This is a genomic window from Chitinophaga qingshengii (assembly GCF_014529935.1).
GTDB classification, from domain to species: domain Bacteria; phylum Bacteroidota; class Bacteroidia; order Chitinophagales; family Chitinophagaceae; genus Chitinophaga; species Chitinophaga qingshengii.
In genome coordinates this window covers 2,387,814-2,412,419 of sequence record NZ_JACVFC010000001.1, presented here as the reverse complement: position 1 = coordinate 2,412,419, position 24,606 = coordinate 2,387,814, and the positions used below count along the sequence as shown (strand labels likewise).

Here is a 24,606-nt window from a genome sequence, read left to right as displayed (position 1 = left end):
CAGCATCTATTTTAATTGATCGTCACAGTGATGTTTTAAATGTTGTGTTAATACTTTTGCGAGATCCTTAATCACAATTGGTTTTGACATAATTGCTGAAGCGCCGGCCGCAATTAATTTGGCTTGGTTTTCTGCGAAGGCATCTCCTGTGGCGATCACTACCGGAATATTCTTCGTTCTGTTATCTTGTTTTAACTTATTCAAAGTCTCTTCTCCGTTTAATACAGGCATGGCGCTATCAAGAATAATTAAGTCCGGTAATTTTTTCTCTATGGCATTCAGCGCCTCCAGCCCATTTGACGCTGTTTTTACTATGCAGCCAAGATCTTCCAGCACCCTGGATAATAAAACACAATTCATATCCTCATCATCCACAATCAGGATGTTGTGTGGGAAATCAAAAATATCCATGGCATCCTCTTCCTCTATAATTTCCTCCTGGGTACCTGCCCAAAGCGGTAATGTGACAGAGAATTTCGTATGTTCGGGCATTGGATTGTTTACTGTAACTTTCCCATTCAATGTTTCCGCAATATTTTTAACAAGCGAAAGCCCTAATCCGGTCCCTTCTGTTTGCCTGTTGCTTTTAGATGTTATGAATGGATCGAATATCTGGTCGAGTTTTTCTTTAGGAATAATTTCTCCTTTACTGATAACATCAATCTGATATGTCTTCTCGCTCGCAGTAATTTTTAAATATACAGTGCTGTATTTGTGGGAATATTTTATGGCATTTCCCATCAGGTTGTTAACTATCTCCCCTATTTTGAGTGTATCGCCAATGATCACTGCAGGCATTTTTTCATCAATAAATAATTTTACCTGAATTCCTCTTCCCCTGGCCAATAATTTATAAGCGGCGATAAATTTCTCAAAGAATGAAGCTGTCTGAAAATGCGATAAAACAACCAAATCCATTTGACCTGATTCAATTTTAGCCATACTCAGCACATTGTTCACAATATTTTTTGCTTCATTGGATGAATTTCTGAGTATATCTATTAAACTACCTATGTTCTCCAATTCTTTGTTGGTAGCTGTTTCTTTTTTTATTAAATGAGAAGCCAGGTTGATTTGATTCAACTCATTTCTTAACTCATGGGTGATTTTATAGGTAAAAAATTTTATAAACTGATTGGCCCGTTCCAGTTCCGGATTGTTGTCATGACTTTGCACATATGGCCTGCTGACAACCAGAATCAGCACCAATAAACCAACCAATGCCAAAGACTGAATAATATATGCGGTATCTAATCCCAGTGGCTGCAACACAATTGAATTTAAATAGTAGATTGTTTGCAGAATTACCAGGGTGAGAATGGCCGAAACCAAACAAACTATTCTAAGTTTTTTTTCTTTAAATAGCAGATAGAGAATGGAAATTAAAAATACTATCACGCATTGCAGCTGTATCAATCCTCCCAGAATGATACCGAATGCTATTACGGCCAGGCATTGAGAAAAATAAACGACCAAACTGGCTGTTAAATGTTTTTTATAATGGTTTAATGGAAGAACGGAGAGTGTAAATAGTATATCGATTCCGGCTGCAATGGCTATTATGGCATTCCTGGTAAACACAATGCCTATTGGAGCAATTAATAATACCATTAAAGCTATAGATGTACCAATAGCGTTCGTGAGTCTTATTCTCTTTATTTTATCCTGATCTTCGATACCTCCGGTGCCTATATTCCGAATAGTAGATATGAGCCTGGTGATCCTGTTTTTAAAATGAGTGAAATTTCCTTGAGGTGCAGGTCTGACATGCATGTTGTAGGATTTTACTAAGGGTCAAAACTTCAGGTTATTTTTGAGGAAGATGTCTAGCGTGAAATTTCCCGAAAGCCAACTTTCTTATGATGTATTGATTTATAATGATATGTGTATTGTAGGATTTGTTAATCTATTGTTATTTCATGAAAGATAATGATATTTATTACAATTGTAAATTATTAATGTTAACGGCCCCCCAACCTGCAAAATCAACCTAATATGAGTGACGCTCTCTATCGGTCCGGATTTGAATTCGACAAAAGGCTCGATGCTTCACTATATGTTATATATGAGCTGAACGAGTGTTATGCTGTTGCGATTTTTGAAAATTATGTTACTTCAATAGATTCGAAACTAACAGCACTGGAGGATGCCATTTTGAACAAAGACATAGCCCAAATTGATCTGCTGGCCCACGCGCACATTTCTACCTATAATTATGTAGGCCTGTCCCATATTGCCGGGATGATGCGGGAGATCAGACACCAGGCAAAGACGGATGACTGGAGTCATGTTAAATATCTTATAGAACAAGCACGAAGCCAGACGGAAAGTATGGCTCCCCTTATGAATCAGGAACTGGAAAGATTACGGCTATTTGCTAAAAGCAGGGACCTATGATTAACTACCCAATGAGAGAATAACCTTAGTTTCCTATGTGGCACCAGTGCTTTGCATGGAACCTGAAAAAACAAAACAGCGATAGGAATTCTTATTGAATTGCTATCGCTGTTTAATATTGTGTAGGAGCATATTTGCCCTGAAGCCAGATTAAAATAAAAAAGCCTTCAAACTATATTTGAAGGCTTTTAATTTTTTGCGGACTGGACGGGACTCGAACCCGCGACCTCCGCCGTGACAGGGCGGCATTCTAACCGACTGAACTACCAATCCTCTTCCCCTAAGGGAGTGCGAAGGTAAAGAATTCTTTTTTTATTTTCCAAAATAATTACCACATTTTTTTACGCCGTGCAGGGTATTTTTGTGAAAAACCCGTTTCGATATAGAAAATATACTTCACCGTTATGACTATCCGGCGCACCGTAAAACCCGTATTGCGCCTACACCCAGTGGCTTTCTCCACCTGGGTAATGTGTTGTCTTTTGTACTGACGGCCACCCTGGCGCGCCGCAGCGGTGCTGCTATCCTGCTGCGGATAGACGACATGGACCAGCAACGGGTACGCCCGGAATATGTGCAGGATATCTTCGATACCCTGCATTTCCTGGACATACCCTGGGAGGAAGGACCACGTAACCCGGAGGAGCTACAGCGGCAATGGTCGCAGGTAGGCCGGGAAGCCCTGTACCTGCAGGCGTTGGAGGCACTGAAGGCCGCTGGTAAATTGTTTGCATGCGACTGTTCCCGGTCCCGGCTTCAACAATTTGACGGGTCGTATGACGGTCATTGTCTTCACCGGGCATTACCCTGGGAAGGAAAAGAGGTCTGCTGGCGGATCAATACCGGCGCGGAACTACCGCTGTTGATGAAAACGAAAACCGGCATGTTACCAGTCTCCCTGCCCCCGGAGCAACAGTACTTTGTCGTCCGGAAAAAAGATGGTCATGCAGCGTATCAACTGGCATCGGTGATAGACGACGACTATTTCGGGGTAGACCTGATTGTGCGGGGCGCTGATCTTTGGGATTCCACGCTGGCGCAGCTATACCTGGCACAACAGGCTGGCATGGACCGTTTCGGTAACACTACTTTCTATCATCATCCCCTGCTGATGGAAACGCCGGAGAAAAAACTTTCCAAATCGGACGGCGCTACCTCTGTACATTATCTCCGGAAAAACGGTAATACCAAAGCAGCGATTTTTTCTGCGATCGCCAATATGCTGGGAATCCACGAGCAGGTACCCGATTGGGAAACGCTGGGTAGCCTTTTATTGGATCGTTGCGCAGTGCGCCGATAACCGTCATTATTTTTCTATTGTCCGCATTGCTTTTTTGATAATATACGTAGTGGCTTTGCTGTTACTTTCCCTTTGCCAGCGATCGCATACCGTCTGTACAAAATCGGGGCGTGTTTTACTGGCGTCGTTGAGCCAGTTGCCTACGCTGTCCTGTACATAACGTGCTTCATCGGTTTTCAGTGGCTCCAATATCGTTAACCCTATCTCCGGGTTTTTTTTCAGCGCTTCGATATGTTCGCACCAAACGCCCCGGGGCCGGGTAGCTTCGCTGGCAAACCGCCTTACGTTGGGACTGGCATGTGTTGTCCAGGTGGACAGGATATGGATACTCTCAACAATATGCGTGGCAATGTCCGGACGAACGGCCATCCAGCAAATTTCCCGGACGCCGAAGTGTTCGTCGGCTGCAAACGGTTGTATGGCGTATAGCTTCTCTTCCAGCGATAGTGCAGGGTTTCGTCCGATGGTATAGGTTGACCAGCAGCGTACCATATCTGCCGGATGCTGCGCCAGCTGCTGCAGAATGGCCCGGTCCTGATGTGCTGTTGCAAGTGTCAGCAAGGTGGTGCCAATGGCTTCGTTGATGGTATTGACGGTCGCTTTTTTCAGCGTGTCCACAGCAGCGAGCACGGGAGACAGATACTGTGGCCGGTCCAGTTGTTGCAACAGATGAGTTAACAAAGTGCGTTGGTCCACCGCCAGCCATTCGGTCAGGTTCACGGTGGCAATGGCGCCACTGTTGAGTTGTTGTAATATTGCCGGCGTAATATCCTTGATGGATTTCGCGCCTTTACGGGGTGTTTTATTCATGATATTAAAATTGAATAATGTGCAGACCAAACCCAAAGGTGAGGAAACATATGCAACCTGGCAAATACTCCTGCACAATTGGAATAACCATTAAATTATAACGCTCACGCCTGTATTTTCAGAAGCAGTAACGGACTGCTGGAAAGCCACTTTTCTACTTGATAACCTGGCATCGATAGCCCCGGCAAAGCGGCCGGATTGAGCCTGTTTGCGGTGAGGAACAAGACCGCGGAAGAATAGCAGTTTTATCTAATTTATTGATAGTCAATCATAAAAGTCAAGTTGCCTCACAAAATGGTTTTTGGTTATAATAACGGGAATGCCTATATTGTAGCAGAATACACATAACAATACCATACCATACCCAAAAACCATTTCCCATGAATTCCCAGCAGTATATGGAACTGTACTGGCAGCAACTGAAGAATCTGGGCCTGAGCAACGAAGCGATTAACCTGTACCGCCAGCAGATGGAACAGTCGGTCAATACAACAGACCCGCTGCATATGTTTACGGAGAATATGAAGCAGTTTAATCAATTTTTTACCGGCGATGATGCCGATGAAGAAGCGCTTTGCAGGGAACCCGGAACAGTACTACTGAATAAAACCAGCCTGCTAACCCAGGAACAACAATGGGCCGTCGCCTGTGGAGCCGATCTGGCTTTCCTCAACGGCCAGTATCTCAACGACATTACCACAGGTATTTCTAAACAGGAATGCCGTCAGTTGCTATCTGAATGGTGGGATATTGACAGCCAGGAAGAATTGCTGGACATGTTTACATGGCTCCGCGAGAGCGGCCACCGGATTGATTATGACATCATCCTCCAGGCTATTAACAGTGTATCCATGAAAGAAAGCAAGGCTTTCCTGCGGGAGTACATCGCTGCCAACGAACTGGAAGAAGCGGTTGTAATGGAACGTTTACGCAATACCCGCGATGCACTGGAACTATTCCGCAGCAAACAACTGATCCACGACAAACTGCAGCCGGATATGCTGATATGGGATTTTGCCCGTATTATCAACCTGGCAAGAGCAGGATATGATGCAGGATACATCAGTTATGAGGCGGCGGTAGAAGAGATCACCCGCTGTATTCCCATTATCCGGCGTACATATAGCTCCTGGAAACATCTGTCACTGTCGTACCAGTTTGCCCGTTGTGTATGGAGCGGCGTGGAAGAAGACAGCTTCCAGACATTGCAGAACAATATGAACCACCTGTTGCAGGCGCCCGATAGCCCATGGGTAACATTACCCTGGAAGGCATAGCCTATAACATATCGAATAGTTTATTGCGGGCCAGCAGGGAGGCGCCAATAACGCCGGCCCTGCTGCCTAATTTAGACAGCTTGTACTGCGTATCGTTATTGACAAGACTCAGCGAATATTTGTTGATGGCGCTTCGTAATGGCAGGAAAATAGTTTCGCCGGTACAGGACAAGGCTCCTCCCAATATAATCAGCTCCGGATTATACAGGTTGATCAGGATCGCAATTCCTTTGCCCAGCTTCTCTCCGATAGCAGCAATCAGCTCAATCGCCAGTGTATCGTCGTGATTGGCGGCGTCCAGTATATCTTCCAGCCTAATGTCCTTAACGGCTATTTTTTTGGTGAGGCCGGAAGTAGCGCCTTCAGCCAGGCGTTGTTTGAATTGCCGCACCAATGCCTGACCGGAAGTCTCTGTTTCCAGACAACCTTTCTTTCCGCAATGGCATAAAATTTCGTTCTCAAAAAAGGGAATATGCCCAAACTCCCCCGCAAAGCCGGATTTACCGTAATACAACTCCCCGTTGATCATAACGCCCAGGGCTATACCATAATCAGCGTTGATGAAAATAACATTCTTCTCATTTTTCACGACGCCACTACAGAACTCACCGTAAGCCATGGAACGGGAGTCGTTTTCCACATAGGTTTTGATACCCAGCTTACTTTCGATGATGCGGGTGAGCGGTTCTTCATTAAAATAAAAATAACTGTAACTATAGCCGGTGCGGTAGTTGATACGCCCCGACAGGTTGATACAAATGCCGGAAATCTTCCTGGCGGCGCCTTTCAGCTCTTTAATAAACTGGTTGATCAGCCGGCAAAGCTCGTCCAGTGAGGCGGCTGTGTTACTTAGTTCATAGGGTATTTTCTCCTGGAACTTGACCAGCTCTTTCTGAAAATTAAGCAGGCCTATGTTGATATGATTGTTTTTTACTTCTACGCCCAGGAAAAAGAGGGAATTGGATTCCAGTCCATACAGGTTGGGCCGCCGGCCTACGGCGGATTCCGTTTTGCCGTAATCCTTTACCAGACCGGCTTCCATCAGCTCGTTGATCAGCTCTGCTATCTTAGGCGAACTCACATTTAGCACCTTGCTCAGGTCTGCAATCGTGGTGTTGCCCTGATTGGCAAACGAGGAGAGGATACTCTTCTTCAGCTGCAGGTTTTTATAAGCAACGCCGGTTATCTCCTCGTTATACAGATCACTGAGAAATGAATTGTTTCTTGCCATGTATGGGTTGATAAAAGGATTTGATGATGATACCAAGATAATCAATTTCCCCCACTTACCCCATCTGGGCGCCAGACATGAAAATCCCCCGGTATATACCGGGGGACGAACTCATAACGCTATAAAATTACGTCCTTGTCTGAGACGTTATCTGACACATGAGCGGAATTGTCTATAGTACATAATACCTGCTGACAGGCTCGAGCACTTCTTCCTGTGGCTCGTATTGCTCCTGCAGCAGTTGTCGCAGGTCCTTTTCGATATTACGCGCTATAGTTGTTACCGGCGTATCTGTAGGTTTATTTTCGAAAGGGTCCTGCAGGTTGATGCCCATCTTTTCTATCAACATAAAAGAAGAGGCAATCGCAATCACCACAGGTATCTCCATAAAGCCCATCACGTCTATCAGGGCAAATGGCAGCAGCAGGATAAAAAAGATCAGGGTGAAGTGGGTGTAAAGGCTGTAAGTAGCCGGAAACACCGTGTTCTTGATCCTTTCACATTTGCCCATGGAATCACACAGGCGGGACAAGGTTTCGTCCATGCACACCTGTTGGTACTGGTTAATCCAGCCATTGTTCAACGCTTCTTTCAGGTCTTTACCATGTAAAAACAACAGGGCAGCCGGTACATTATCGTACTTCATCACATAGTTTAACTCCCTCCTGGACATCAGCCTGTCTAAACCTTTAACCGGATCTGTTTTTCTTAATGATTGGCCCAGGCTATAACACCAGGCTGCCTGTCGTTTTACAAACCGTTCCTGGAAATGCTGCATTTCTTCGGATTGATAATTGGCATCCATCAAACTCAGGACCTGCCGCGTCAGGGTACGGGAATCGTTGACAATAGCGCCCCAGATGGTCCGGGCTTCCCACCAGCGATCATACGCCTGATTGGAACGGAAAGCCAGCAACAGCGACAACACAGTGCCCAGCACCATCGGTACGGATATCGGAATACTGATAAAGGTTAAATCAAAACGGTAGTAGAGCGTGCTGATAGCCATCGTATATACGGTTACCAGCAGTATCTCGTATTTGATTTTACCAAATACATATTTTAAGGGGATATTTTTCTTTAGTAACATAACACCTGGTTTTAAAGGTTTATTCGGTCACCTGCAACAACGCAGAGATAGTGGACTTGGCCATTACCTTGCGGGTGGAACCGGTCAGGGTTGTTTTAATCAGCGGGTATTTGGATGCGGCAATCAGCTTCGCAGGATTGTAACTCCGCTTGGAAGGGCATATAAAATCATTATCTGCCGGTTGCAGGATCACATCCACATTCTGCGCCAGGCAGAAGTTGCGGAAGGCTACCCGCGTATTGCCGTGAAAGAACTCCACTTTCAGCTTGTTTACAGAAGATGCATACTTGTTGCGGATGATCTCACAACCATCTTTAAAATCAGCCGTGATCAGTTCTATATGCCTGCTGTTACGTGTATACGTAATGAAGTCAAATAAGGAGTCGGGCATGTGCAGGGCATGCATAAAAATGATATTCACGGATTCGTTGGGGTAGTGGGCTACAACACTGTGCACATATCCCAATGAACGTATGGAGAAGTCGGTAGGAATGAGTATATTTTTCATAGCTCTTGCTTTTATGATCACAAAACTACCGGCAGGGGGTTAGGAAGCGGTAAGAAGCCGGTTAAAAGATGGTAAGAATGTGGTAAGAAAACGGTAAGAATAGCAGCCGCTACAGTGGAAGTTCAACCCTGATCTCGGTTCCAACGTTTACCTGGCTCTCTACAACAATATCGCCTTTGTGCATACGGATAATGTTCATCGCCAGGGGTAAACCGATGCCATAACCTTTAAAGAACCCGGTATTGGAGGCGCGGAAAAAGGGGGAGAAAATATAGGGCAGATCAGCCTGCGGAATACCAATGCCCTGATCCTTGATGTTGATAAGCACCTTCTGATCGGTGGCGGCCAGGGCGATGGAAACGGGCTGGTTGTTGGAGTATTTGATGGCATTCATTACGATGTTGCTCAACGCCAGTTCCAGCAACTGTTCGTTGCCATTGACGGACAGTTTTTCTTCTTCTTCAGGAAACAGGCTATAGTCAATCGTTACTTTGTTGTCGGGGTGTATTTTATCTACCGTGCCTTTGATGGTAAACAACAGCTCATCCATACGTACCTGGCCCCAGTCCTGCTTTTTACCGTCGAAGCCGGTCTGTGCCAGGTGCAGCAGGCTTTTGGTGATATGTTCCAGCCGGCCGGCCTCGCTGAGGATGCTGCGCAGGGCGGCGGTGTATTTTTCAGGCGTCCTTTCTTTATTAAGGGCCAGTTCTGCCTCGCCGATAATGGCGGTCAGCGGGGTACTTAACTCATGGGAAGCATTACTAACGAAGTTGTTCTGCGTTTCGAAAGCGGTTTCCAGCCGGTCCAGCATATTGTTGAAAGTAGTGGCCAGCTCGTTTATTTCATCTCGGCTATCCTTCGCATTCAGCCGCAGGTGCAGGTTACGGGAGCTGATACTTTTCACCTGGTGCATAATATCCCGGATGGGCCGGAAAATATAACGGGAGAAAAAGATGCCTCCGGCAATAAGGATAGCGGACGATACGACAAAACAGATCAGCAGTATTTTACGCAGCCAGCTCATATACTCGCTGCTGTACTGGTTAATAGCCGATACGATAACAATGTATAAGCCTTGTTTGCTTTTGTATAGCACCCCCTCGTAAAAGCGGTTGCCTTCACGGTAAGTGGCCTTGCTGTTGATTAGTACTTGTTGGTAGAAGTAAATAGGTAGTTGCAGGGTACTGTCCTGCCGTACCTGCCCATCGCCGGTCACCTGTAACAGGTATTCCTTTTCTGCCGGCAGTTTTTCCAGGTGTTCGTCGCGGATTTCGTTATAGATCACGGAATCGGCTTCGTAATAGGGGAGGGAAGCCCGGGCGGTAAGATAGGCGCGTATTTCAAGCCGTTTATAAAAATCTTCAAAAGAATGCTGGTTGGAAAAATAATACACAAGCATGCTCATCACCATGATGGTCGAGATGGTGAGACCGGAAAAGATGAGCAGTATTTTAGTGCGTATTTTCATTCACCATTTTGTTCTTTCAACATGTAACCCAGTCCTGTGACGGTTTGTATCAGTTCGGGCAGGTTTTTTTTATTGATTTTTTTCCGGAGATAGTTGATGTAGACATCCACCACTTTTGTATTCATGTTGAAGTCGATACCCCATACCTGCTCCAGTATTTCCATGCGGGATAATACTTTACGCGGATTTTTCATCAGGTATTCCAGCAGCCGGTATTCGGTGGCGGTGAGCTGTATGGTGTTCCCTTGTCTGATGGCGGCTTTGGTGTTGGTGTTCAGTTCCAGGTCACCCACCTGTAGCAGCCCTTGTTCAGGAATGCTAACGGGAGCGGCTATATTACTTTTGCGCCGCAGGAGGCTACGGATACGGGCTTCCAGTTCCGCAAGTTTGAAGGGTTTTACCAGGTAGTCGTCTGCGCCGCTGTCCAGCCCCATGACAATGTTTTCGGTGGTGCCCAGCGCCGTGAGCATCAGGATAGGCGTGGCTAGCTGCGCGGCGCGTAATGCACGGCATACTTCTATTCCGTTCATGTTGGGCAGCATCACATCCAGTATGATCAGTAAAAAAGAGGGGTTGTCCAGGGCCATACGCAGCCCACTGGCGCCATCAGGCGCTACGCTTACCTCATAGCCGGCTTCCGCCAAACCGCGCGTGATCACAGATACTACAGCCGGTTCGTCCTCTATTAATAATAATTTCATACAGAACAAATATAGGACATGTCGCCTAAAGCTGATCTGTTATGAATTATTAATTTCTTTTACTCCGATTTCAGCGCCTGCGCCGGATTCTCCAGCGCGGCCCGTACTGTTTGGAAACTCAGCGTAATCAACGCGATGGCCATGGTGAGTATACCGGCCACGCTGAAAACACTCCAGGTGATAGCGGTGTGGTAGGCGAAGTTGTCCAACCACTGGCTCATAGCCCACCAGGTAAGCGGTGTGGCAATAACGACAGCTATCAGTATCAGATATACGAAATCTTTGGTGAGCAAGGCGACAATACCGGTCACGGAGGCGCCCAGCGTTTTGCGGATACCAATTTCTTTTCTGCGTTTGGTGATGCTGAAAGCGGTGAGACCGAGAATACCCAGGCAGGTGATAAACAAGGTGAAGCCGGAGAAGATCTTCACTACCCTTCCAAATTGTTCATCGCCTTTATACTGTTGGTTGTACATCTCATCCATAAAATGGTAATCGAACGGATAACCGGGATGCTGGGCTGCCCACAGCTGCTTGATTTTCGCCAGTGTGGCCGGTATATCGGTGCTGCTTATTTTGATCGTATAAAAATTCCCTATTTCCTGGTACCAATGTATCATGGGCAGCAGCGCACTTTTCATGGATTGCTGGTGATAGTCTGCTGTAACGCCTACGATAGTGGTATAAGGTACTTTATCATCCAGTGCGAAGGACAGCCTGCGCCATTCGTGAAAGCCTTGCCTGTACCGCGGGAGGCGGTGAAAGGCTGTTCACCGGCGGACAGGGGACTGTCCGTAATCGAACAATACATTTCTTTTTTGGCTATCTTGGCAGCCTAATCAAAATCGCATCCCGATGCCTGTGTTACGTCCGTTTGTTTTGTCCGGTGGTGGCGCCCGGGGATATGCCCACCTCGGGGTATTAAAAGCCTTTGCCGAACGGGGGATTTTCCCTGAAGTGATCGCGGCTACCAGTGCCGGCTCTATCGCTGCAGCATTTATTTGTGACGGATATGATACGGATGAAGTCAGAGAAATATTCCAGCAACAAAAACTGGGACTGTCCATGCAATGGAAAAACTGGCGTGCCGGTTTCCTGTCGCTGAAGAAAGTGGAAGAGGCGTTAACCAAACATCTGCGGCATACTACGTTTGAAACCTTACCCCTGCCGTTATATGTAGCGGCTACCAATTTCGTGAACGGGGACCAAACTATTTTTAATAACGGGCCGCTGATACCGGCTATATTGGCGGCTTCCACTATTCCCATGTTGTTTCAGCCGGTGGAGATCGACGGGGTACCGTATGTAGATGGAGGCCTCTCGGGTAACTTACCTATTGCACCGCTGTTGGAGAAATACAGGAATGTGATTGGCGTACATGTGAACCCGTTGTTGCCTTATAATGCGGCCGGTGGCTTCCTGGCCAATATGGAACGCACACTGCACATGGCGATCCGGGAACCGGTACTGAAAAGCAAACAACAATGCAGTCTTTTTATAGAGCCGGAAGGATTGGGGCAATACGGTATGTTCGACTTCAGTAAATTTGATGCGATCTATACTACCGGTCTCGACTATACGCGGAAGTTACTGGAGGAAGAAGAAGGCCGGAGCACTTACGCCCCGGCCTGATATATGTTGTGTTAGTTGTTTTCCGTGTATTTGCGGAAGTTATCCAGGATGGCCTGCCAGCCTGCACGTTGCATTTCCGGTGAGTTGATTTCTTCCGGATCAAACGTTTCAGTGACATGGGTGGTATCACCATAACTGTTGAAGATGATTTTTACTTTACGGTTATCACCCAGCTGGTAAGCGATCAGTTCGTGTTCTTTTACTTCGGTGTATACACCGCCAAAATCGAAGCTGAAGCTACCGTCTTTTGCTGCCATTGTGGTGCTGAATTTACCGCCGGTACGCAGGTCGTTGGTGGCTTCGGGCGCATGCCAGTCGTCGGAAGCGGCGCACCATTTGGTGATATGTTCCGGTGCGCTCCAGTATTGCCATACTTTTTCAATCGGTGCGTTGATAGTGCTTTCTACGGTAATCGTTGTTTGAGTTGCGGTTGCCATGATGTAGTATTTTAGATTGTTTTTTATCGTTGTTGACAATACAAAATTACGGCGGGTTATCCGGACGAATGATGTGTGATAGCGGCAAATAAGAGGTATTTTGCGCCAATGTTTTTAGGTAGATAAATAGATAAGGGGCAGTAGAGAACTGCCCCTTTCGTTTTGCTGATTGTTATAAAGCCCCATTTTTCGTGATTACGTCCGTTGCACTTTCTACCAACCTTTATTGTTGGGTTTTATATTTGGATTGCTTAATACTTCTGATTGCGGGATCGGTAAATAGTAATACAGTGCGGAGGGTAACAGGTCTGTCTGTGTATCTCCGGCTTGCAGGTCGGCCTCATCGCGTTGTATAGGCAGCCCCAGTCTTTTCAGATCATAGTAGCGGTGCCCTTCGAAAGGCAGTTCCCGGAATCTTTCTGCCAGGATTGCGTCTTGTAGTTGTCTGGCATCAGCCCATGCCGGCGCTTCATATCCCTGTATACGGGCGTTGCACAGGGTATGAAGGTCGGCCGCGGCTTCCGGCAGTTTGCCAAGATGCATATTTGCTTCGGCCCTGATCAGGTACATTTCTGACACCCGGAATACTTTCACATCGTTACGGTTTTCTGCGCCATCCTCCCCGGCATATTTCCGGATCACGTTCAACAGCTGTCCATCGGCGGCCAATGCCGGATCTTCATAAAAGTAGCTGCTGTAGCGGATGTCGTTGTCTTCATCGTAACGGTTTAACAGTTTCTGCGAAGGAGCGAAATAAACGATACCGATAGAAGGATTTTTCCAGATATCACCCGGACGTAGTTCGCTCAGGTTGGTCCGTTTCAATTTAAAAATCACTTCAGCATTGCTTTTATCGGTCCATATAGCGGGGAATTCTTCCCGGCTGGCCAGGTTCATTTTACCCATGGCTCTGGTAGCGTTGTCGGCGGCCGCAGTCCAGTTTCCGGTGTATAGAGCGACTCTTGCCTGCAGGGCGTAGATGGCCTGCGTATTCATGCGGGTTACGTCGTCGTTGTCACCGGATAAGGCGAGTGCCACTTCGAGGTCGCTTTGCAGCTGACGGAAAAAGTCAGCGCTGGCAGGCCGGGAGGGTTTTTGCTCTGTATCTGAACTGATAACATAAGGTACTGCAAGGGCATCGGGTTGGTATACACCGGAATAACTGTAGTTGCGGTACAGTTCGAAGTGCTCAAATGCGCGGATGGCAAGCAATTCTCCCCGCAAGTGCTGCTTCTGCTGTTCTTCCGTAGTATTGGTTACGGGTACATGGTCTATTCCTTCCAGGATACGGTTAGCACGGTTGATGACCTGGTAAGCGTTGGTCCAGGGAGAAGCGATTTCTGCATCACCTCCTGCAAAAGCCCATCTGAAAAGGTTTTGGGCAGAACCGTTCACACCGGCATTTTTTAATCCGATGCGGCATTCATCTGCCATCACGGAACCGATACGCAGGGTGAACTCCGGTTCCCATCCGGCGTAAACGCCCAGTACGGCACGGTTTAAGGTAGCAAGTGATTTGAAGATCTCCTGACCATCTACCTGGTCGGTGGGTTTGACATCCAGCATTTTGTTGCAGGAGGTGGTGTATATAGTAAGGCTGGCGGCGCAGCAAACAACCGCTATATGTTTGATGATACGATTCATGGTGATGAAATTTTAGAAGGTGACGTTAATGCCACCGGTAATAGTGCGTGGCATCGGGTATTCGTATTGGGCAATGTCGTTGGCATCTTCCGGATCGAAGCCGCGCCATTTCATGATGGACAGCAGGTTCTGGCCGCTGGCAAATACTTTCACGTGACGGATGGCGCCGGACATGCGGGCGGGAACGGGTATGTTGTAACCCAGGGTGACGTTGCGCAGCTTCACATAATCGGCGCTGGTAACATCGCGGGAGGTGAAGTAGGTAGCGTATTGTGCACCGGGATATTTGCTGATGTCACCGGGTTTCTGCCAGATATCCAGCATGTCTTTTGACTGGCTGTACTGGCGGTAGTTGGGACTGCCGGAATGTGCGTACAGGTCAGGATAATTCAGGCGGGACATGCCATGGATGAAGCTCACGAGCACGTTCAGGTCAAAACGTTTATACCGGATACCCAGGGTAGCGCCGCCAATCAGTGGCGGATCGTAAGTGGCCTTCATGGGTACGGCATCGTCAGGATTGTAGGTATTGGTTTCGTTGCCGTCTTTATCGAGGTAGATAGGAGCGCCGGTTTGTTGGTCCACACCCTTCCAGCGCACGGCATAGAAGCTGCCCAGTGGCCGGCCTACCATATTCATGGTGGCTTCATCGGCAAATATCTGTTCTTCTCCGCCCAGGCTCAGGATCTTGTTTTTGTTGTAAGCGAGGTTCAGTCCCAGTGTGAGCGAGAAGTCCCTGTTTTTAATGGCGTCGCCTTCGAGCATCAGCTCTATACCACGGTTACGCACTTTGCCGGCATTGGCGGCGATGGTCGCAAAACCGGTGGTATGGGAGAGGTTGCGGTTGACGAACAATCCTTCGGTAACACGGTTGTACAGGTCTATCTCACCACGCAGGCGGTTGCGGAAGAAACCGAATTCCAGGCCTACGTCGCCAATACGGTTCATTTCCCAGTTGTAGGCAGGGTTGCCGGGTGTTAGTGGTATCAGCGTTTTGTTACCGTTGTAATCGGCAGGGCTGTACAGGGTACGGAAACCGAAGTCGCTGGTAAAGCCCCCGGCGTTACCGGTGAGGCCATAGCTGGCACGGAGACGAAGGGTGCTGAATGCTTGCTGGTCTTTCAGAAAATCTTCTGCGAGGATGTTCCAGTTACCGCCAAAGGCATAGAAGAATTTGTAGCGGTTGGCGGCAGGTACCTGAGAAGAGCCATCACGGCGCAAGCTGGCGGAGAACGTATATTTGTCGCCGTAGGAATAACGGAACAACGCGATCTGTGAAATCAGCAGCCGGTTCGGTGTCGTTTGTCCGTTAACGATAGGAATGAAATTATTGTCGGGTGTGCCGGGCGTAATACCGCTGGGTGTGCCTGGCAACTCTGGTACCAGGCCATAGCCGGTAAAACCGAAACCATTGCCTTTTATTTTGTTGATTTCGGACAACAGGTTAGCTTCCACTTCATGATTTTTTCCCCACTGCCTGTTATAACGTACGCCACCGGTGGCTACCAATCCCAGTCTGTTGGTCAGTCCCCGCTGATAGGAGCCCTGGTTGCCATTGCTCACCAGTTTACCATACCAGGAGTCGGGATTCAGGTAATCGGTGTTGTTGTGCTGCTGAAAGTCCATACCTACGGTACCAGTCAGTTGAAAATCCCTGGTTAGTTCCACCGTTTCATTCAACGACATCACTGCTTTGATCTGGTTGTCTTTTTTCAGCGCGTTAGCGTAGGCATCGAGCGCATTAGCGCCATAGCGGCCAGGTCCGGGCTTACCATAGGGCGATTCATAAGGCAGCGCATAATACAATGCGGCAATCGGATTTTTTTCGGTGATACCACCACCGCCGACAGCTGCGCCGCCTTCTTCTGCTACGCCTTCATCCTGTATATATTTGATAGTAGCGGTGGAGATGCCCATGTTGAGCGTTGTCTTAAACCTGCCGCTGCGGTTTTGTACGTTGGCTCGCAGGCTGTAGCGTTCCATACCGGAATTGAGGGCAATGCCATCCTGGTTAAAATAGCCGCCGGAGAGATAGAAAGTTGTTTTTTCGTTACCGCCGGAAACGTTCAGGGAATGCGACTGCATACGACCCTGGCGCAGCAGGTGTTTACGCCAGTCGGTATTGATGAGACGCAGACTGTCGAGGTATTGGGAGCCGAAGGTATAGTCTTCTGCTGTTTTGGGTACCAGGGTACCGTTCACTATTTTGTTGGGATTGTTACGGGAATAAGCCCATCCTGGCAGGGTAGGATCTTGCAGTATTTCTTCAAACTGTAGCCGTTGATCGGTGTTCATCATATCCCACTTACCGCTGTTGAGGCCGGACACTCCAAACTGACCGCGATAGTTTACCCGCACTTTTCCATCTTCCCAGGCCTTACCTTTTTTTGTGGTAATGACAATTACGCCGTTAGCAGCCCTGGAACCGTATTGTGCGGTAGCGGCAGCATCTTTGAGCACATGGATGGTTTCAAAATCTTCGGGGTTCAGTGCCGCGAAGGAGTTATTGGCAACGGGTACACCGTCTACCACATACAGCGGGTTTACGTCGCCGTTAATGGAACCGAGGCCACGGATAGATACACGGCCGGCCTCTCCCGGCTGACCGGTAGGCGTACCCACGTATAATCCGGGTGCACGTCCCTGCAGCATCACGTCGAAAGAGCCTACTGGCGCCTGCGTGGTAACACTGGCAGGCAGACTGGTAACGGCGCCGGTTGTACGGGATTTGCTTTGTTGTGTATAACCGGTGATCACCACACTGTTGAGCGATTGTGAAGCAGACGAGAGCAAGGCGTTTAATATATCGTTGCCCGGTGTTGTTTTGAGGGAAAGGTCACTGTAACCTATATACGAAAAACGAAGTTGATGTTTACCATCCGGTAATACGATCCTGTAATGACCATTGCCGTCAGTAACTACGCCGGTAGCGGTACCCGGCACGGATACGGTTACACCGGGAAGGGGCTGCTGTGTGAGCGAATCGGCAACAGTTCCCCGGATAGCCCGTTGCTGGGCTATGCCGGCCAGCGATGCTGTCAGCAGTACTACAAACAGGAAAATAGATTTGATCTGCATAATCAGTTGTGTGATAAATAAAGAATGAAATACAGATGCAAAGCTATTGGCGCTGTATTAGAGCGGGATTAAGCGGAGGAGGTGTTGTGGTTAGAATGCTGTTAGAAAATTCTAATGCCGGTTTATTGGGCTATTGGATTAATAAGGCGTTCTCTTTATCGAATTAGTAAGGACATTAGCCTTTGGTATCGTGAATACGTTTCCCGATACACGCCCTCACCCCTCGTGGCGGAGAGATATATCATAAATGCAACACCTAAATAATCAAATAAAACATTACCGGGGAAATGCAAACCGGAACGTAGTACCGTATCCGTTAGCAGAATCTGCCTGTATCGTGCCATTATGCAGCCGTACGATCTTTTCCGTTAGTGACAGTCCTATACCGAATCCGGTGAATGACATCGCATTCGCGCTGCGGTAGAACGGGCGGAATATCTTTTCTGTTTCCCCTTCGGGGATGCCGATGCCTTTGTCGGCAACGGAGATATGGATATGGGTATCGGTGGAATGCAGCTCGCAGTATACTTCTTCACCGGCGGAAAACTTAATCGCGTTTTTGACGACATTCCCCAGGGCGATAAACAACAGGTGTCGTTGCCCTTGCATGGTAACACGGGAAACGTCCAGTCCGAAACGAAATGAGAGCCGTACCGGGTATTTGCCGTTGTCGCTCCATTCATCTACTACTTCCCATAATAATTCGTTCATGCGTACCTGTTGGAGATCATGGGTATCCATATTGGCCTGCGCCAGTTCCAGCAGACTGCTGATCAGATGCGTGAGCCGGGTGGCATCTTCCACTACATTGCTAAGTGTGGCTTTGTATTCGGTGGTACTCCGGTTTTGCAGCAGTGCTATTTCTGCTTCGCCCAGTATAGCGGTGATGGGGGTGCGTAATTCGTGTGAGGCATTGGCGATAAATACCCTTTGCGCCTCAAAGGACTGTTCCAGGTGTTCGAGCAGGTGATTGATAGTGATGCTAAGGGCATCTATTTCATCAGTCTTGTGTTCATTGACATGCAGCCGCTTATCCAGGCTGGAGGCCCTGATGCTCCGTACATTGTCGATCAGATGATTGATAGGCGTCAGCGCCATGCGCGAAAAAATACGGCCCAGGATATACGTAATCAGCAAGGATGCGAGGAAGGCCAGTGTCATGATCCATGCCAGGGTGCGCATGTTTTCTATGCCGGCGCTGTCGGTGGCGGTAGCTACGATAATGAAGTTACCGGAATTATCGGCGTAATAAATAGCGCATACCTGTTGACCATGACGGGTGAAACGCATCCGCTTGTCTTTGGCCACCTGCAGCAGGGTAGCCTTATCCCAGCGGATGGTATCTTCTTTAATGAATACCGGTTCAAACTGGTGGTTGTATATACGGATCACTTCCTGGTTAAGGGAACGGGGATATTTTTTCAGCACGGCCAGGAAACTTTCCCGGGAGAGGTTATCCTCTGCAAGGTAGAACTGGGCCATGGTTTTGGCCCGGTCTTCCAGTTTGTCGTAAAAACTGATCTTACGGTTTCTTTCCACCAGGGAATAGATGCCTGCCAGCAGCATCAGGAGTAATACGGCAAAGAGAAAGGTGAATTGCAGGGATAACCTGTTTCTTACAGTCATATGTTTACAGTTCTCTCAAAACATACCCTACCCCAATGACGGTATGAATGAGTGGTTTGGAGAAACCTTTGTCTATTTTGGAACGCAGGTAGTTGATGTATACATCTATCAGGTTGGTGCCCCTGTTGAAATCGATGCCCCACACCGTTTCAGCCATATGTGCGCGGGAGAGCACCCTGTTTTTATTGGTGAGTAATACTTCCAGCAGGGAAAACTCTTTAACGGTCAGGAAAATCTCTTTACCGGCCCTGAAAACGGTTCGGTTATAGCAGTTCATTTCCAGGTCGGCCACCTGGTACACTGCTGCGGGGGTAATGGTCTGGCCGCGGCGGTGTAGTGCCTGTATACGGGCCAGCAGCTCATCGAAATGGAAGGGTTTGGGCATATAGTCGTCTGCCCCGCTTTCGAAGCCCTGTACTTTGTCCCGTACGGTGCCCAGGGCTGTTAACATCAGCACGGGCAACCCTTTTTTAAAGGATTTGATACGCCGGCACACTTCCAGGCCATGGAGGGTGGGCAACAGCCGGTCCAGTATCACCAAATCATAATCATATTGCATGGCTACGTGGCAGCCATCTTGTCCGTCGTATGCTACTGTTACCGTATGTTGATGTGCTTCCAGTCCTTTTCTGATAAATGCTGCTACTCTGGGTTCGTCTTCTATCAATAAGATGTTCATAATTGTAAGGTGAGGCTAAATTAAGCCACCACACGCATTCTCCGAGGTGTATTAGAATATTCTAATCTGTGAAAGCCGTTTTTTAATCTGAAAGGCTTGTTAATTTTGTATTACCGGCTAGGGGGAGTTATTTTTTTTAATGTCTTATGAATGGGCAAGCTTTATTTTTGCCCTTTTTTATATATATGATGAATTGGAAGATTTTGCTATCGGCTGTATTGACTTTCGGGGTACTGGCATCCTGTGAGCGGGATAAAAACAGGCCGTCTGCTCAACAGGCCCTGCTGATGGCAGTGAACGCGGCGCCGCAGGCCGGACCCGTGAGTGTAGTGTACAATGAAAGAAGAAGGGTGAACAAATTATCCTATGGCAGTTATAGCAACCGCTATGGCAGCGCCTATAGAAGCGTTACAACAGAAGATACCGATGACCTGATGGTGGAAACCGCGGATGGAAAGGTGGTCATCGCCGACAGCCTGCGGATAGAACAAGGGAAAAAATACTCTTTGTTTATTTATGATACCCTCCGTGGAAGCCCGTCCAGACTAAATTATACCCTGGTGCCCGATAATATCCCCGTTCCGGCTGCCGGCAACGCGCAGGTACGTTTCTTACATCTCTCCGCCAATGCGGCGCCCGTGATTGTGGACCTGTTCCGGGAAACAGACAGTGTCCGCCTTACCCATACCGCGGTGCCATATCTGGCTACACAGCGCAACCTTGCTGCTATGGCGGCTTTCCACCCGGTGAAAGGGGGCGTGTACCAGGTGAAAATCAAACAATATAAAGGCGACGCCCTGGAAACCCTGTTGGATATCCCCAGGATAAAACTGACTGAAAGAGGTACGTTTACACTGTATTTACAGGGCCTGACTAACGGCCAGCCTCCCTATGCGCTGGCATTGGGACAAATACGGCATTGATACCCCTGCGTACCCTCCGTCTAGCAAGATAACAGGCAAAGGCTGAGGCAGGAAAAAACGGGATAATTTATCTTGACCTATTTTTCCCTGCCCAGGTGTAGCAGGATCCTGTAACTTCCGGGTAATAAATATTTCAACATATGAAAACGTTGATCTGCTGCTGCCTGTGTTTGTTGACGGGCTTGTTTTCCGCCCATGCCTGTTCTATTTTATATTATATAGACGCTAAAACGGGGAAGATTTATGCGGTTAACAATGAAGACTATTGGTTTGACGTATCGCCGTATATCCTCATCCAGCCGCATACAGATGGTAAGCTGGCAAGGCTCTGGTATGGCTGGGGGAAAAATGCACAGGGAGGTATCAACGAAGCGGGGTTGTTTTTTGACGGTGCCGTTACGCCGCAGGTGGCCCGGGTCAAAGGGTATCATAACCCCGTAGGTAACCTGGGAGATGATATCCTCGCACAGTGTCATACCGTGGAAGAAGCACTGGCATTACTGGAAGAAAAGAAGGTAGCGCTGACAGACGGGCACCTGTTGTTTGGCGACCGCCAGGGGCACGCCACCGTAGTGGAATGGGTAAACGGCAAAAGAAACCTGGTTAACATTCAAAACAATGTGCTGATGGCCACCAATTTTTTACTCACCGATAAAGAGAAAGGTAACTATCCTTGTCCGCGATATGCCGCTATGGAAGCGGCCGTGCAGCAGTTGCAAGCCAGCAGCTCGCCGGTAGGCTTAAAAGAAGTGGGTAATATTGCTGCCAGAGCGGTGCAGCCGATGGCCACCGGAGGTCCCTACCGGAAAGCCTATGGTACCTTGTATACCAGTTTTATTAATATTACGGATATGGAGTTTGTGCTGGTGTATAAACTGGACAATGCCAAACAAACGAAGCTGGACCTGAAGGCCGAATTCGCCAAACCAACGGCAAGGACCATATCCTTACAATGATCCCGGTTGCAGGTAGGCGATTAGTTCCTCCACCGTTTTACGCGCTGTTCTGCCCACGCCAATAAGGGTAGCGGAAGCAAAACCGGTCCATTGCCCATAGCCTACCAGCCATAGGCCGGGTATAGCTGTTGCGGCGGTGCCGCGGGTATTGATTTTGCCATCGGGCTGTATGATGCCTAAAGGCCGCAGGTGCTCCAATGCCGGCCGGAAGCCGGTACAGAAGATAACGCTGTCGGCTATTTCTTTTTTCCCATCGTTCCAGGCTATCCCTTCTTCATAAAAATAATCGAAGGCCGGCAGGTAGTGTTCATAAACACCCCGGTCCCTGGCTGCTTTTACCGCAGGCACCATCACGATATGCCCGAGGGAAGGGCGTTGAAAGTCCTTCCCCTGCTGCATGGCCTCATACTGCATGGTGGCCGCGTCAAAAAGATATTTACCGTCTATATGGTCCGGCAGGAAAGCCGGCGGTTGCCGCGTAATCCACTGCGTTTCAGCTACCGGCGCCAGGTCGGCCAGTATCTGCGCCCCGGAATTGCCTTCGCCTACTACGGCTACACGCTGCCCCCGGAATTGTTCGGGTGACCGGTACCGGGAGGAATGAAGTATCGTGCCCCGGAAACGGTCTTTACCTGGGATATCGGGGATATAGGGATGCACGAAACTGCCGGTGGCGCTGACCACTGCCCGGGAATGATATGTACCGGCAGTGGTGTGTAACTGGTAACTTTCGCCTTGTTTTTCCACCTGCAATACTTTCACCGGCCGTTGAACCGGGAACTGATAGCGCTCTTCGTATGCCCGCAGGTAGGCAATAGTTTCATCGCGACTGGGATAATATTGTTGACCACCCGGCATTAATACGCCGGGCAATGAGCTCCATAATGCCGGTGAAAACAGGGACAACGAATGCCAGCCATGTTGCCAGGAGCCGCCGGGTTGTGTTTCGCTGTCCAGTAACAGGTACCGTAATGTGGTACGCCGCAGGTAATACGCTACAGCCAATGCACTTTGACCACCACCAATGATAATCACGTCATATTCCATCTATCTAGTTTACGATAATAAACCCAACAGGCCAAACAGGTATTTCTTTTTTCAGAAAACAGCATTATATTGGTATAATATCAATCAGATGTTGCAACATTTACCACGTAGCAGGCGAAACTGCTGGGAAAATTAATATCCACGTAATATTGAACAATTACTTTTGTTGAGACTGTTATATTGCCTTTTATGACCGTGCATAAACCGATCACTTCCTGTAAAGATCATGCTGTAGCGGATTACGAGCAATCTGTAGGTATTTACTGGAATAAACTGCTGGCTATTGCAGTAGCCAAAACCAATGCACACGACGCGTTTGATATTGTGCAGGATGTTTTTCTTTCTTTATGGGAGAAGTGGGAATCAGCGCCTAAAGATGAAGGCCTGGAATTTTACTTATTACATGCCCTCAAGTTTCGCATATTCAAATATTACCGTACGGCAGGCCGTTATCAGGCACATCTCAAACAGCTGGAGACATTGTTGAATGACTCGCTGGAAACGCCGGGGGCCTTTGCCCAGGAAGAGCTGTACGGGTTACAGGAAGCCATTCTCCATGAGGCTTTGGACACCTTATCTCCCAGCCAGCAGCAGCTGATGACCTTACGGGTACGGTATCATTATTCCTACCAGCAGATTGCCGGTATCCTGGATATCGACGCCGCTTCCGCCCGCGTTTTATACTGCCGTGCCCTGAAGCAGGTAAAAACGCATATTAAAGCCAATCCTTCACTGGCTGTCAGCCTGGTATCCTCCTGGTTGTTGTTTACAATTCCTTAACGTTGGACGAGTTAACATTTCTTTTGCATCGGGTATTCTTTAGTAGATGACACCGAAAAATTATCCCGGGGCACAAGCCCTGTTAGAAAAATTTCATGCGGGGAAATGTACGCCGGAAGAACTGGCCCTCCTGGACAAATGGTATAACAGTCTGGGAGAAGGAACGGCTGTGGACCTGGAAGGACTGGAAGCAGATCTGCGCCGCCAACAGTTCCTGGAGCAGTTCCGCCGTACCGTATTGCCTGCCCCCAGGTTGGCATGGTGGCGTCGTCCGGCTATCCGATGGGCTGCCGCTGCCTGCATTGTACTGATGGCGGGCGCTGGTTGGCTCTCGCAGCAACGGGCCGGTAAACAGGCCTCTGCGCCGGTATTGGCTGATATGGTGACTATCACCAATGAAACCAGTGGCATCAAACAATTAACATTGCCGGACGGCTCACGGGTATGGCTCAACGCACATGCCTCCATCGCCTGGAAAAAAGATTTTAACCGGCGGGAACGTAGTGTAACGCTGACGGGAGAAGGATTTTTCGATATACATGCCAGCGAACAGGCCCCTTTTGTAGTGCATACCCGCGATATGGCTATACAGGTACTGGGTACACAATTCAATGTAGAAGCCTATGCCGGTGAAAATACCACCCGTGTATCCCTGTTGCAGGGCAAAGTACAGGTAAAAGCACAGCCGGCCAATGCCAGGCCGCTGGTATTACAACCAGGTTATGCCGCCGCCTGTCGCACCGGCGACAGCCTGTTGCAACTCGATGAAACAGACGCCAATAAAGTGGCCGCCTGGAAAAACGGCGCCTTCACTGCTACTGACATTCCGTTTAAAGACGCGGTGGAAAGGCTTTGCGACCGTTATGGCTATGCCGTTAACTGGAAAAATAAACAGGACATAGAAAAGAATATTACCGTGATGTTCGAAACAGACAGCTTCACAGGAATGCTGGACAATATTTGTTATATCAGTCGTAAACAGTATAAAATTTCCGGTAAAGAGGTGACGATTTTTTAAAAAA

The 24,606-nt window shown here is 48.2% G+C and carries 22 protein-coding genes and 1 tRNA gene; 8 read left to right on the top strand and 15 right to left on the bottom strand.

Annotated elements, in window-relative coordinates; all coding sequences use genetic code 11:
• Positions 1-6 precede the first annotated feature (6 nt).
• Positions 7-1,773 carry an ATP-binding response regulator gene (locus ICL07_RS09235; protein ID WP_188087620.1) on the bottom strand — a complete coding sequence of 589 codons (1,767 nt, stop codon included), beginning with the start codon at positions 1,771-1,773 and terminating at the stop codon, positions 7-9.
• 222 nt (positions 1,774-1,995) lie between these two features.
• Here ICL07_RS09235 and ICL07_RS09230 point away from each other — a divergent pair, with 222 nt between their 5' ends.
• Positions 1,996-2,397, top strand: coding sequence for a hypothetical protein (locus ICL07_RS09230; protein ID WP_188087619.1), 402 nt, complete (start codon positions 1,996-1,998; stop codon positions 2,395-2,397).
• Between the two features lie 199 nt (positions 2,398-2,596).
• Here ICL07_RS09230 and ICL07_RS09225 read toward each other — a convergent pair.
• Positions 2,597-2,670 (bottom strand) — tRNA-Asp (locus ICL07_RS09225).
• A gap of 109 nt (positions 2,671-2,779) precedes the next feature.
• On the opposite strand from ICL07_RS09225, the gene ICL07_RS09220 reads away from it, so the two are divergent.
• Positions 2,780-3,697 carry a glutamate--tRNA ligase family protein gene (locus tag ICL07_RS09220; protein ID WP_188088859.1) on the top strand — a complete coding sequence of 306 codons (918 nt, stop codon included), beginning with the start codon at positions 2,780-2,782 and terminating at the stop codon, positions 3,695-3,697.
• Positions 3,698-3,703: 6 nt separating this feature from the next.
• Here ICL07_RS09220 and ICL07_RS09215 read toward each other — a convergent pair whose 3' ends face one another.
• Positions 3,704-4,507, bottom strand: coding sequence for a DNA alkylation repair protein (locus ICL07_RS09215; protein WP_188087618.1), 804 nt, complete (start codon positions 4,505-4,507; stop codon positions 3,704-3,706).
• Between the two features lie 380 nt (positions 4,508-4,887).
• On the opposite strand from ICL07_RS09215, the gene ICL07_RS09210 reads away from it, so the two are divergent.
• Complete coding sequence (locus ICL07_RS09210; protein ID WP_188087617.1) at positions 4,888-5,784, top strand: DUF1266 domain-containing protein; 897 nt, start codon at positions 4,888-4,890, stop codon at positions 5,782-5,784.
• A 1-nt stretch (position 5,785) separates the two neighbouring features.
• Here the strand turns inward: ICL07_RS09210 and ICL07_RS09205 are convergent, their stop codons facing one another.
• From ICL07_RS09205 to ICL07_RS09180, 6 genes are all read right to left on the bottom strand, one after another.
• Positions 5,786-7,015 (bottom strand): ROK family transcriptional regulator, encoded by a 1,230-nt coding sequence (locus ICL07_RS09205; RefSeq protein WP_188087616.1) that lies wholly within the window; start codon positions 7,013-7,015, stop codon positions 5,786-5,788.
• A gap of 172 nt (positions 7,016-7,187) precedes the next feature.
• A complete protein-coding gene (locus ICL07_RS09200; RefSeq protein WP_188087615.1) occupies positions 7,188-8,105 on the bottom strand; it encodes a bestrophin family protein in 918 nt (305 codons plus the stop codon).
• A 19-nt stretch (positions 8,106-8,124) separates the two neighbouring features.
• Positions 8,125-8,613, bottom strand: coding sequence for a hypothetical protein (locus ICL07_RS09195; protein WP_188087614.1), 489 nt, complete (start codon positions 8,611-8,613; stop codon positions 8,125-8,127).
• Between the two features lie 109 nt (positions 8,614-8,722).
• Positions 8,723-10,081: a sensor histidine kinase gene (locus ICL07_RS09190; RefSeq protein WP_188087613.1), complete on the bottom strand. Its 1,359-nt coding sequence runs from the start codon at positions 10,079-10,081 to the stop codon at positions 8,723-8,725.
• Complete coding sequence (locus ICL07_RS09185; RefSeq protein ID WP_188087612.1) at positions 10,078-10,782, bottom strand: response regulator transcription factor; 705 nt, start codon at positions 10,780-10,782, stop codon at positions 10,078-10,080. Before ICL07_RS09185 ends, ICL07_RS09190 begins: the two co-directional genes overlap by 4 nt.
• 59 nt (positions 10,783-10,841) lie before the next feature.
• Positions 10,842-11,423, bottom strand: coding sequence for an ABC transporter permease (locus ICL07_RS09180; RefSeq protein ID WP_188087611.1), 582 nt, complete (start codon positions 11,421-11,423; stop codon positions 10,842-10,844).
• Between the two features lie 214 nt (positions 11,424-11,637).
• On the opposite strand from ICL07_RS09180, the gene ICL07_RS09175 reads away from it, so the two are divergent.
• Positions 11,638-12,414 (top strand): patatin-like phospholipase family protein, encoded by a 777-nt coding sequence (locus ICL07_RS09175; RefSeq protein WP_188087610.1) that lies wholly within the window; start codon positions 11,638-11,640, stop codon positions 12,412-12,414.
• Positions 12,415-12,425: 11 nt separating this feature from the next.
• On the opposite strand, the gene ICL07_RS09170 is transcribed toward ICL07_RS09175, so the two are convergent.
• From ICL07_RS09170 to ICL07_RS09150, 5 genes are all read right to left on the bottom strand, one after another.
• Entirely contained in the window at positions 12,426-12,851 is a 426-nt protein-coding gene (locus ICL07_RS09170; RefSeq protein WP_188087609.1) for an SRPBCC family protein, read from the bottom strand.
• A gap of 213 nt (positions 12,852-13,064) precedes the next feature.
• Complete coding sequence (locus tag ICL07_RS09165) at positions 13,065-14,495, bottom strand: RagB/SusD family nutrient uptake outer membrane protein (protein WP_188087608.1); 1,431 nt, start codon at positions 14,493-14,495, stop codon at positions 13,065-13,067.
• Positions 14,496-14,507: 12 nt separating this feature from the next.
• Entirely contained in the window at positions 14,508-17,573 is a 3,066-nt protein-coding gene (locus ICL07_RS09160; RefSeq protein WP_188087607.1) for a SusC/RagA family TonB-linked outer membrane protein, read from the bottom strand.
• A 276-nt stretch (positions 17,574-17,849) separates the two neighbouring features.
• Complete coding sequence (locus ICL07_RS09155; RefSeq protein WP_188087606.1) at positions 17,850-19,199, bottom strand: sensor histidine kinase; 1,350 nt, start codon at positions 19,197-19,199, stop codon at positions 17,850-17,852.
• Between the two features lie 4 nt (positions 19,200-19,203).
• On the bottom strand, positions 19,204-19,878 hold the full coding sequence (locus ICL07_RS09150; protein WP_188087605.1) for a response regulator transcription factor: 675 nt from the start codon (positions 19,876-19,878) through the stop codon (positions 19,204-19,206).
• 185 nt (positions 19,879-20,063) lie between these two features.
• On the opposite strand from ICL07_RS09150, the gene ICL07_RS09145 reads away from it, so the two are divergent.
• Both ICL07_RS09145 and ICL07_RS09140 read left to right on the top strand, forming a co-directional pair.
• Positions 20,064-20,801, top strand: a complete 738-nt coding sequence (locus ICL07_RS09145) for a DUF4397 domain-containing protein (RefSeq protein ID WP_188087604.1) — start codon at positions 20,064-20,066, stop codon at positions 20,799-20,801.
• A 140-nt stretch (positions 20,802-20,941) separates the two neighbouring features.
• Positions 20,942-21,757, top strand: a complete 816-nt coding sequence (locus ICL07_RS09140; protein WP_188087603.1) for a carcinine hydrolase/isopenicillin-N N-acyltransferase family protein — start codon at positions 20,942-20,944, stop codon at positions 21,755-21,757.
• Here the strand turns inward: ICL07_RS09140 and ICL07_RS09135 are convergent.
• Entirely contained in the window at positions 21,749-22,804 is a 1,056-nt protein-coding gene (locus tag ICL07_RS09135) for an ArsO family NAD(P)H-dependent flavin-containing monooxygenase (RefSeq protein ID WP_188087602.1), read from the bottom strand. The two genes, ICL07_RS09140 and ICL07_RS09135, sit on opposite strands and share 9 nt — an antisense overlap.
• 189 nt (positions 22,805-22,993) lie before the next feature.
• Here ICL07_RS09135 and ICL07_RS09130 point away from each other — a divergent pair, with 189 nt between their 5' ends.
• Together ICL07_RS09130 and ICL07_RS09125 are read left to right on the top strand one after the other, a co-directional pair.
• The gene (locus ICL07_RS09130; protein WP_188087601.1) at positions 22,994-23,584 is read left to right on the top strand and encodes an RNA polymerase sigma factor; all 591 of its coding nucleotides are present in this window, start codon (positions 22,994-22,996) and stop codon (positions 23,582-23,584) included.
• A gap of 46 nt (positions 23,585-23,630) precedes the next feature.
• On the top strand, positions 23,631-24,602 hold the full coding sequence (locus ICL07_RS09125) for a FecR family protein (protein ID WP_188087600.1): 972 nt from the start codon (positions 23,631-23,633) through the stop codon (positions 24,600-24,602).
• The last annotated feature ends 4 nt before the right edge of the window (positions 24,603-24,606 follow it).